The sequence below is a fragment of the Oleiphilus sp. HI0043 genome (assembly GCF_001634935.1).
Window position 1 is genome coordinate 1 of sequence record NZ_LWEY01000269.1, and the last position, 10,340, is coordinate 10,340.

Here is a 10,340-nt window from a genome sequence, read left to right on the forward strand (position 1 = left end):
CATGCTCTCGAAAAGAGTAAGAACATACCTCACGGCGCCTTTATCCGCTTCTTCGCCCCCGCTTTTTGGGTAGGTATCTAGAAAATAATTGGTATTCTCAATACCAGCGCTAATCTCGCTAAAGCCAACAAGCTCACCTAAGTCATATGACTCGAGAAGCTTGTCTATTTGTGAACGAGTCAATTGAGTGTAAACAGCCATCTATTCCTTCCTTACCGAATATATACCTATCTTAGCCTAAGCAATGTATTTTAATTGTACTAAATCTGATTTTTTTGGAAAAAAAAGCTACAATACGCGCCCTCTGGAAGTTTATCGAAGTTGACCGTTTTTACTATTTTTTGTTCAGGTGGCATCAAAATACCTGACTAAATTACTTGGTTATTATATAATTCGCTAAATTCTATGACACCAGCTTGATAAAAAACCTGTTTTATCAAACGGATATATCTTATTTTTGGGAGAGCTTAAAAGCATGTCTGACTCCGATAAGGCCGTAAAAGACCTGATTAAACGAGAGTATGAGCATGGGTTTGTGACCGATATTGAGTCAGAAACCTTTGAACCCGGATTAAACGAGGATGTCATTCGTCGTATTTCGGCAAAAAAGAATGAGCCTGAGTGGTTACTAGAGTGGCGTTTGAAAGCTTATCAAAGCTGGCTGGATATGGAACAACCCGAATGGCAGCAGGTAAACTTCCCGGAAATCGACTTTAACGACATCGCTTATTTTTCCGCTCCCAAAAACCCGGACGATGCGCCGCAAAGTTTGGATGAAGTCGACCCTAAACTGCTCGAAACTTACGAGAAACTGGGCATACCATTACATGAGCGTGCTCGTTTGGCAGGTGTTGCAGTTGATGCTGTTTTCGACAGTGTCTCTATCGGTACTACCTTCAAAGAGAAGCTTACGGAAGCTGGCGTTATCTTCTGCCCTATTTCTGAAGCAGTTCACGAATACCCCGAGCTAGTCAAAAAGTATTTAGGAAGTGTTGTCCCCCAACGTGACAATTATTACTCGGCACTTAACTCTGCCGTATTCAGTGACGGCTCCTTTGTATATATCCCGAAAGGCGTTCGCTGCCCACTTGAACTATCCACTTATTTCCGTATCAATGAAGCAAACACCGGGCAGTTCGAACGAACATTGATCGTTGCCGATGAAGGCAGCCATGTCAGCTATCTTGAAGGCTGTACCGCACCGATGCGTGACGAGAACCAGCTTCATGCAGCCGTTGTGGAACTCGTCATTCTTGATGACGCCGAGATCAAATACTCAACGGTTCAAAACTGGTACCCAGGTGATGAAAATGGTCAGGGTGGTATCTACAACTTTGTGACCAAGCGCGCGTCTTGTATCGGTAAAAACTCCAAGGTTAGCTGGACTCAGGTTGAGACCGGCTCAGCAATTACCTGGAAGTATCCAAGCTGTATTTTGCGAGGTGATAACAGTGTTGGTGAATTCTACTCTGTGGCACTGACCAATAACTTCCAGCAAGCTGACACCGGAACAAAAATGATTCACTTGGGTAAAAACACCTCAAGCACTATCATTTCTAAAGGTATTTCAGCCGGTAAGAGTGACAGCAGCTATCGCGGTTTGGTTCGTATTGGCCCTGGCGCCGAGAACGCTCGAAACTATACTCAGTGTGACTCGCTATTGATTGGTGATAAGTGTGGCGCTCACACTTTCCCTTACATCGAAAGTAAGAATAAATCAGCAGTCGTTGAACACGAAGCCACCACATCGAAAGTTAGTGATGACCAGCTGTTCTTGTGTCAGCAACGTGGCATTGATGCGGAACATGCAGTATCAATGATCGTTAACGGATTTTGTAAAGAAGTATTTAAAGAGCTACCGATGGAATTTGCTGTCGAAGCAACAAAACTATTAGAAGTCAGCCTTGAAGGCTCCGTCGGTTAATAAGACTCTAAATCAATTAAAATACAATGGCCCCTGCCCTGGCGGGGATGACCAAAAGCATTAAAGAGAGAGACAATGCTAAAGATCGAAAATTTACATGCCAATGTTGAAGGCAAACAAATCCTGAAAGGCTTAAACCTTGAAGTGAAGGCAGGCGAAGTTCACGCGATTATGGGGCCAAACGGCTCGGGTAAAAGTACTTTATCGCAAGTGCTTGCAGGCAATGAAGCTTATGAAGTAACAGACGGCAGTATCGACTTCGAAAGCAAAGATTTGCTAGACATGTCAACTGAAGACAGAGCACGTGAAGGTGTCTTTCTAGCTTTCCAATATCCGGTTGAGATTCCTGGCGTTAGCAACCTGCAATTTATGAAAACTGCGATCAATAATATTCGCCAGCACCGCGGTCTGGACGAAATGAACGCGGCTGAATTCATGAAGCAAGCCAAAGCAAAGATTCAGCAAGTTAACCTAGACCCATCTTTCTTGAAGCGTGGTGTCAATGAAGGTTTCTCTGGCGGTGAAAAGAAGCGTAATGAAATCATGCAAATGCTAATGCTTGAACCATCACTCGCGATTCTTGACGAAACCGACTCCGGACTAGACATCGACGCACTTAAAGTGGTTGCTGACGGCGTTAATGCTCTGCGCTCACCAGAGCGTGCAGTAGTCATGGTCACTCACTACCAGCGTTTACTTGATTATATCGTTCCTGACTACGTTCACGTTCTTGCTAACGGCCAGATTATTAAGTCTGGTGGTAAGGAACTCGCGCTTGAGCTTGAAGAAAAGGGCTACGGCTGGTTAGGCATCGAAGAAGACAAAGCTTAGGGACACGGTAATGACCTTATTAAGTGATATTGATTTCGGTCTAAATAAGTCTTCTGACTTACCCGAGTCACTGAAAAAATATAGCGAAGAAAGTATGGCAGCCCTGTCACAAACGGCTGTGCCTACCCGAAAAACCGAAGCCTGGAAATACTCAGCGAAGCACTTGAAGCTTCCTGAAAGCTTTTCACCAGCAACGGCCATCGCTACCCCCTACCAAGTGAGCTACGAGCTTGATTGCAACACGATACTGATCGCCAATAATAATGCGCCAAGCTATGACGCTGATGCCTTGTCACAAGCGGGTATCACCATCAAAAGTTTGTCTTCTCTTGATGAGAAAGAGTGCGAGCTTGTCGCCAATAGCATAAGTAATTCTGCAGAGCATTTGCTGTTTGCAAAACTGAATGCGGGTTTGATGCAAGATGGCTTGTTCATCAACGTTGCGAAGAATACTCAACTGGGCAAACCACTCAAGTTGGTTTTTCATAGCAATGCTAGCGGCCTGAGCCAGCCACGCGTTTTCATTAACGTTGAAGCAAATGCCGAAGCAACCTTTATTGAAGAACTCGTCATTGACGCCGAAGAAGGTGCTCAAGGGCTTGTTAACAGTGTATGTGACCTGCGTATTGCTGATAATGCTCATGTAAAGTACTTGCGTATGAACCTTGAATCTACGCCAGCCAAGCAAATCGGTTTTACCGGTGTCGCGCTCTATCGTAACGCTAACTTCAAGAGCTACTCTTTAGGTTTGGGCAGCCAAGTGGGTCGTCACGACTTGCACGTGCAGATGTTAGAAGCAGGTGCTGAGTGTGATCTTAACGGTGTTACTGTCACCACCGGTCAGCAGCATTACGATAACCATACCTGTATCGAACATATTGCACCAAACTGCACCAGTAATGAGACTTACCGTTGTATTGCCGACAATAAGTCCCATATCGTCTTTAATGGCCGAATTCACATTCACCCGGACGCACAGAAGACCTTAGGTTCAATGAATAACAAGAACCTTCTTCTTTCATCGTCTGCTGAAATCGATTCCAAGCCCGAGCTGGAAATTTATGCCGATGACGTGAAATGTGCTCACGGTACAACCATTGGTCAGTTAGACGAAACTGAACTGTACTACCTTAAAACGCGTGGCGTAACGCATGAACAGGCTCGCCTGATGCTAACCCTCGGTTTTGTATTGGAAGTGGTTCGGGCAGCCCCAATTGAAGCTATTGCAGACTTCTGGGAGCAGCAACTGGCAGAGCTGTTAAGTTACCCTTTAGATTAAATGATCGCGTCGTTAGTGCACCTGCGTCATAAAGAGCTATCAAGGTATTGAGTGATAAATGAATATTGAAAGTATTAGAGAACAATTCCCTATTCTAAACCAAGAGGTCAATGGCAAGCCTTTGATCTACCTTGATAGTGCCGCCAGTGCACAAAAGCCCGAAGCGGTGCTCGAAAGCATGGCGAACTACTATCATCATGATAATGCCAACGTACACCGAGGCGCGCACACCTTGGGTGACCGTGCAACGGCTGGTTTCGAAGGTGCACGCGAAACAGTTCGTCAATTTCTCAATGCAAACTCAACCAAAGAAATCATTTGGACCAAAGGAACAACTGAAGCCATTAACCTGATTGCTAACGGTTTGGCAAGTCAGCTAGAGCCTGGTGACGAGATCATCGTTAGCCGCATGGAGCATCACGCCAATATCGTTCCCTGGCAATTAGCGGCGGAGAAATGCGGTGCGCAAATTAAAGTACTCGATTTTGACGAGAACGGTGAGCTATCACTTTCCCAAGTTGATGAGTTGATTAACGAGAAAACCAAAGTCATCGCTGTCACCCACGTATCCAATGTCCTGGGCACGATTAACCCTGTTAAAGAAATCATTGAAAAAGCAAAGGCTGCCAATATCATCACCGTTATCGACGGTGCCCAGGCAGTGCCTCATTTCAAGGTCGACGTTCAGGCTTTAGACTGTGATTTTTATGCTTTATCCTCACACAAATTATTTGGCCCAACCGGTATCGGCGTGCTTTACGGCAAAGAAGCTCGCTTAGAAGCGCTTCCTCCTTATCAAGGTGGTGGCGAAATGATAGAGCGCGTTAGCTTTGAGAGGACTACCTTCAACCAGCTACCCTATAAATTTGAAGCCGGTACACCAGCGATATCCGAAGCCATTGGTTTAGCTGCAGCCATTGACTACATGGACTCTTTAGATAGAGAAGCGATCGAAACTCACGAACAAAAATTACTGGCACGTGCCCATGAATTAGCTGCAACGATACCCGGGCTAAGAATCATCGGCACAGCAAAAAACAAAGTACCCGTGATGTCCTTCCTGATTGAAGGATTACACCCTAGCGATATCGGCACCTTGCTCGACCAGCAAGGCATAGGCATCCGCACCGGACACCACTGCGCAATGCCGCTAATGGATCATCTTTCAATCCCCGGTACGGCTCGCGCATCCTTTGCTTTTTATAATACCGAACAAGAAGTCGAGCAGCTATTTGTTGCGCTAGAAAAAATTCAGCGCATGTTCGCTTGATACAGCATTAATAGGTACCATTATGTCTCTGGCAACATTTGATCCGAAAGTTGAAATCACTCTGAGTGAATCAGCAATTTCACATATATCCAAGCAGCTTGAAAAAGCACCTGATAAGAAAGGTTTGCGCCTATATCTTGAAACCAGTGGTTGCTCCGGTTTTATGTATGAAACCGATCTTTGCGAAGCACCTGAAACGGATGACCGAGTCTTTAATATTACCGACTCTCTGCAGCTATTTGTGCCTAACAAAGACTTACCCATGCTGAACGGCACCCAAATCGACTTTATCACGGTCGGCCTGAATTCAATGTTTCAATTTAAGAACCCTAATGTCACAGGCGAATGTGGCTGCGGTGAAAGTTTTTCAGTTACTGAAGAGTCTTAAGATATGGAAAGAGAAGTAGTTGTCACCAACCGTGAATGTGAAGCCCGGCTAGTACCCGCCGGTACTGAGATCATGGTTCCCAAGGGCTCTTTTGTCACCATTACCCAATCGCTTGGAGGCACTTATACGGTTGCAGTCAATGGTAACCTTGCACGCATTGAAGGCAAAGATGCTGATGCGCTAGGCAAAGAAGTGGCTGTATCCAGTTTTGAAACCCCCTCCGATGGCAGCGTTAGTAAAGACCAGGTATGGGAAGCCTTACGTGAATGCTATGACCCTGAAATTCCGGTTAATATGGTCGAGCTCGGTCTTATCTATGACTGCAAAGTTGTAGAAAATGAAGTCAAAATCAACATGACCCTCACTGCCCCTGGCTGCGGTATGGGGCCATCCATGATTGCCGATGTCGAGCGTAAAGTTGGCCAAGTACCGAACGTAGACAAAGTCAGCGTAGAGCTAGTATTCGACCCTCCCTGGAGTAACGACATGCTCACCGATGAAGCGAAATTAGAGTTGGGTATGTTGTAGGCCGCGGTTCAACCCGACAATCTCCGAGGCATACTCTAACTCACAACTAATACCAAGTTCCTGCATTGTCGGGCTAAAGCCCGACCTACATACAGCATGTTAACAGGGTAAAATCACCCCTTAAGAAAGCCTCGATCTGTATGATATAATCCCGCCCTCGGAATCATCGTTTATCACTTTAGGTCGTATTAATGAGTCAAGCTGCTAATCCAGACATGTTTAAAAACAACCCTTTTGGTACCGAAACTACGGATGCCGATATCCTTGAGGCTTTCGAATTTCTGGATGACTGGGAAGAACGTTACGCATATATCATCGACCTAGGTAAATCACTCCCGGCATTTCCTGAAGCAGAGAAGACTGAACTAAACCTGGTCCATGGCTGCCAAAGCCAAGTCTGGCTTGTTCACTACTTTGACGAAGCCAGCAACAAGCTTTTCTTTTTAATTGAGAGCGACGCCATTATCGTCAAAGGCCTTGCCTCTGTTGTACTGGCGACACTTAATGCACGCTCACCTGCCGAAATCGTCGCTAAAGATGTTGAAGCAATATTCAATGACATGGATCTGATGCGTCATATCAGCCCAACCCGAGGCAATGGCTTGCGCTCTATGCTTGAACGCATGAAGAATATCGCTGGAAATTTTTAGTTTTTAACGAACGTAAGCAGAGGGTTCCACCCCTTATATGGACTCTCCGTGCTAACCCGCCAGCGAGCCGTGGAAGGCTCTGCCTACGGTCTACTCGGTTAAGAGCCATTTAATTATTTCCCTTCAGTTTCTCATTTTCCTTATGTAGCTTGCGTTTCATTCGTCCCAAACCAAACATCACAAAACCAATAGCAAAAGGTACTGAAATACCGGTAACCAGCGTGCTGCTTTCGATTAAGCCGCCTGATTTTGCAGACTCTGCGACGTACTTCACCAAGCCAACCAGATAATAACTGATCGCTGCTACAGATAAGCCTTCAACAGCCTGTTGCATACGCAGCTGCAGCTTGCCACGGCGGTTCATGGACTGCAGTAAATTCTGGTTCTGCGATTCTATTGTGAGGTTCATGCGCGTTCGCAGTAATTCACTGGCTCTATCAATTCTGCGCGACAAGTCATCCAAATCTTTCTCTATGGTTTCACATGTTAAGTAAGCTGGCGTTAAACGACGACTTAGAAACTCACTCAGTGTCTGTAAGCCGCAAACCTCGCTTTCCTTTAACTCTTCGAGCCTGCTCATCGCTAAATGGTAGTATGCTTCAGTCGCTGAGAAGCGATAATTTGTTTCCGATATTGTCTGTTCAATCTGCGCAGATAAGTGGGTCAACGCTCCCATCAAACGACGTTCGTCATCAAGGTTTTTAATCTCAGTGATATTCTGAATGATCTCAGCCAGATTCAAGTTCATTAGATGAATATTCGGCCCTGTCTGCTTAGCAATCGGAAACGACAACAAAGCCATCATTCGATAGGTTTCCAACTCCAATATTCGACGCACCAAGCGGCCGGTCTGACAAGGATTCAAGCCCTTATTAACGATCAGAAAGCGCCCCATGGAGTCACTATGAATCCGGTACGCTGTCCAAACCTGTGCCTGTTTATCGCGAACGAAGCAACTTAGTAAGCGATGCCCCTCAAAATTATTACGCATGGCATCTACGGCGGATTGTGAGCTTTCATAATTATGAGATTGCTCTTCTTCTACCTCGACATGCAAACCACTAATCACCTTACCAGGAATCGCTTCCAACCACTCAGAAGGCAGTAATGAAAGCCCTGTCTTTTCAAAAGGTTGACTTTCTAACTGATGAATAAAGGTATAAGTTGAAAACTCGGTATGACGTTCCCAGCGAAACTCAAAACCACCGAAGTCTTGATAGTAGCAAGAAGCTTCTTCAGTCGGTGGATTAACACTATAGCGGGCACACAAGTTACATATATGCTGATATTCCCCTAAACGAAAGTCGACGCCAGTCTGCTCTACTTGATGCAGTACCGATAATTGAGAAACCCTGGCAGGAGAGGAAATAACCGGAAAGGGGCGCGTATGCAGCTCGTTAAACAGATGGTCACGCTGGTCGTAAAAGGTAATATTGTGTGGAACGCTCTGCCCCATAAAAAATCCCTGACTTATCTAAACATGCCAGAACTTTATCATATAGACACTAAGCGTATGTGGATTTATATCAATTTAAGGAGGGATTAGTACTGGCCAGCGCTTTGTTAAGTACACTTTGTAAATCTTCCAGGCGTAAGGGTTTTGCAAGAAAGTGCTCCATACCTGCCTCCAGACAGCCTTCCTGATCTTCCTCAAAAGCATTTGCCGTCAACGCAATCACCGGTTTGTCGTATCCAAGTTCACGTATTTGGCGAGTCGCGTCAAGACCGTTCATTATAGGCATACGTACGTCCATCAGGAGAATATCAAAATTATCGTCCTGTTTTATTCTATTCACCGCATCAAGACCGTCCCTTTCTACTTCGCAGTTAGAGATACCTAGTGAATTTAGTAATGCCTCGAGCATCACACAGTTCATTTCAACATCATCAACTATCAGCACCCGTACAGCAGAATAATCAACATCGTTCAGTGAATTGCTTGCGATATCCGGGTCTTGGTCTGTTTGTGGTTCTTCAACAAGCTCAACCGGCAGATAAACAGCCATTGTCGTACCCTTACCAAGCGAGCTATATACCTGTATATCTCCTTCCATTCGTTCAACAATACGACGAGTGATAGCCAGACCTAGACCCGTCCCCTCCATATGCTTTTGCGTATCATCACCCACCTGAACAAAATCCTGAAATAAACGTTTTTGGTTCTCTTCCGAAATACCATTTCCAGTATCACTCACCTGAATTTTCAACTGCCCATCACCTAGCATACTCATACTTAGCCCAATATGGCCTTGCTCCGTGAACTTTGCCGCATTAGATAGGAGGTTAAGAATAACTTGTGACAGGCGGTTAGGGTCGGTATTGATAAAAATAGGTTCATCAGCACCCGAGATAGAAAACTGAACCCCCTCTTGCACACGCGGTTTTATCAAACGATAGAGTTGACGCAGGCACTGTGAAAGATCAAAAACCTCTAGGTTCAGAGAAACGCCCTGCGACTCAAATTTACTGAAATCCAATACATCATTAATAATTGAAAGTAAAAGTTCACCAGAAGAAGTTATATTCTCGACACGAGCTTTAGCGCTAATATCCTTAATCTCTTTTGCTAGAAGCTGAGCATTCCCCAACACACCATTAAGCGGTGTTCGAAGCTCATGACTCATCGTAGCCAAAAACAACTCCTTACTTCTAGCTGCCGCCTGGGCTTCATTTGTAGCAACTTCTAGAGACTCCATCATCTTCTTATTTAGTCGAATCTCTTGACTTAATTCTTCTTGTTTACGCTTTTCAAGGCTAATCAAGCCATAGATACAGAATGCAACCGTACACAGAACGATTAAGGTAAAAATCAATTTGAGCCAAATCCAGTTTTCTGGAGAACTCAAAGAAGCAGGAAGTAAGTCAAGTTTAAGTAATGTGGCATTCAAGCTAATCAGAACAACCGACGCCAAGGCGATGTAAAAAGCACTTCTCGCACCAACTAACATAGCCGCCATTGCATAAGGTAAAACCCATAAGACGCTTGCAGGTCCCTCTAAAGACCTATTCATAAAATCTACATAGCAGACCAGAATTAAGCTAAGAGCGAGAAAGAATAAGGCCGCCCCTCGTAAGTGTTGCTTTTTCCACATAATCAACAAAGAAACGGGCTGCAGTGCGATCAGGAACATGGTTAGAACTCGCTCCCAAGGCAAGCTCTGTTCTACCATTAAAGTGAATGTCATACCAACAATTGAAAAGAAGCTCAGTATTAACACGAAAATAATGAGTGTTCTGGCTTGGAGAGCTTGCGATGAATCGGCGCGCACAGCTTCAGGAATGCAGGCATCAACAAAACGGTCAAACTTCCCCACAGGCGAGGTGGGTTGACTAACTTTACCCTCCTGGTTCATAGCCTCTTCCGAGGAATCCTGTTTATGTAGGGAATACTTCGCGTTCAATGCTGACGACTCTAAATGAAATGTGTTCACTAAAGGATAAGCGACAAATCATGTATTCGCCATATTTAC

Annotated in this window: 9 protein-coding genes and 1 pseudogene; 7 read left to right on the plus strand and 3 right to left on the minus strand. The window is 45.0% G+C overall.

From position 1 onward, the window contains the following. A pseudogene (locus tag A3729_RS03950) lies at positions 1 to 201 on the minus strand (homoserine kinase); the annotation flags it as partial. A 274-nt stretch (positions 202 to 475) separates the two neighbouring features. On the opposite strand from A3729_RS03950, the gene sufB reads away from it, so the two are divergent. The 7 genes from sufB (at position 476) to A3729_RS03985 (ending at position 6,870) form a co-directional block, all read left to right on the plus strand. Then, a complete protein-coding gene (sufB, locus tag A3729_RS03955; protein ID WP_068513132.1) occupies positions 476 to 1,924 on the plus strand; it encodes a Fe-S cluster assembly protein SufB in 1,449 nt (482 codons plus the stop codon). A gap of 75 nt (positions 1,925 to 1,999) precedes the next feature. Further along, positions 2,000 to 2,755, plus strand: a complete 756-nt coding sequence (sufC, locus tag A3729_RS03960) for a Fe-S cluster assembly ATPase SufC (protein ID WP_068513135.1) — start codon at positions 2,000 to 2,002, stop codon at positions 2,753 to 2,755. Between the two features lie 10 nt (positions 2,756 to 2,765). Further along, positions 2,766 to 4,034, plus strand: coding sequence for a Fe-S cluster assembly protein SufD (gene sufD, locus A3729_RS03965; RefSeq protein WP_068513139.1), 1,269 nt, complete (start codon positions 2,766 to 2,768; stop codon positions 4,032 to 4,034). Positions 4,035 to 4,092: 58 nt separating this feature from the next. After that, positions 4,093 to 5,304 (plus strand): aminotransferase class V-fold PLP-dependent enzyme, encoded by a 1,212-nt coding sequence (locus A3729_RS03970; protein WP_068513142.1) that lies wholly within the window; start codon positions 4,093 to 4,095, stop codon positions 5,302 to 5,304. 22 nt (positions 5,305 to 5,326) lie between these two features. Then, positions 5,327 to 5,692, plus strand: coding sequence for an iron-sulfur cluster assembly accessory protein (locus tag A3729_RS03975; protein ID WP_068513144.1), 366 nt, complete (start codon positions 5,327 to 5,329; stop codon positions 5,690 to 5,692). Between the two features lie 3 nt (positions 5,693 to 5,695). Then, a complete protein-coding gene (gene sufT / locus A3729_RS03980; RefSeq protein WP_068513147.1) occupies positions 5,696 to 6,220 on the plus strand; it encodes a putative Fe-S cluster assembly protein SufT in 525 nt (174 codons plus the stop codon). A 191-nt stretch (positions 6,221 to 6,411) separates the two neighbouring features. Then, the gene (locus A3729_RS03985; protein ID WP_068513150.1) at positions 6,412 to 6,870 is read left to right on the plus strand and encodes a SufE family protein; all 459 of its coding nucleotides are present in this window, start codon (positions 6,412 to 6,414) and stop codon (positions 6,868 to 6,870) included. 109 nt (positions 6,871 to 6,979) lie between these two features. Here the strand turns inward: A3729_RS03985 and A3729_RS03990 are convergent, their stop codons facing one another. After that, positions 6,980 to 8,326: a DUF3422 family protein gene (locus A3729_RS03990; protein ID WP_068513152.1), complete on the minus strand. Its 1,347-nt coding sequence runs from the start codon at positions 8,324 to 8,326 to the stop codon at positions 6,980 to 6,982. A 70-nt stretch (positions 8,327 to 8,396) separates the two neighbouring features. Further along, positions 8,397 to 10,223 (minus strand): ATP-binding protein, encoded by a 1,827-nt coding sequence (locus A3729_RS03995; RefSeq protein ID WP_068513156.1) that lies wholly within the window; start codon positions 10,221 to 10,223, stop codon positions 8,397 to 8,399. Positions 10,224 to 10,340: the final 117 nt, after the last annotated feature.

Excerpts from the sequence above, each read along its gene's own strand:
- A3729_RS03995 (WP_068513156.1), bottom strand. The coding sequence starts at position 10,223 with ATGAACCAGGAGGGTAAAGTTAGTCAACCCACCTCGCCTGTGGGGAAG.
- sufB (WP_068513132.1), top strand. The coding sequence starts at position 476 with ATGTCTGACTCCGATAAGGCCGTAAAAGACCTGATTAAACGAGAGTAT.
- A3729_RS03975 (WP_068513144.1), top strand. The coding sequence starts at position 5,327 with ATGTCTCTGGCAACATTTGATCCGAAAGTTGAAATCACTCTGAGTGAA.
- sufT (WP_068513147.1), top strand. The coding sequence starts at position 5,696 with ATGGAAAGAGAAGTAGTTGTCACCAACCGTGAATGTGAAGCCCGGCTA.
- A3729_RS03985 (WP_068513150.1), top strand. The coding sequence starts at position 6,412 with ATGAGTCAAGCTGCTAATCCAGACATGTTTAAAAACAACCCTTTTGGT.
- A3729_RS03970 (WP_068513142.1), top strand. The coding sequence starts at position 4,093 with ATGAATATTGAAAGTATTAGAGAACAATTCCCTATTCTAAACCAAGAG.
- A3729_RS03990 (WP_068513152.1), bottom strand. The coding sequence starts at position 8,326 with ATGGGGCAGAGCGTTCCACACAATATTACCTTTTACGACCAGCGTGAC.
- sufC (WP_068513135.1), top strand. The coding sequence starts at position 2,000 with ATGCTAAAGATCGAAAATTTACATGCCAATGTTGAAGGCAAACAAATC.
- sufD (WP_068513139.1), top strand. The coding sequence starts at position 2,766 with ATGACCTTATTAAGTGATATTGATTTCGGTCTAAATAAGTCTTCTGAC.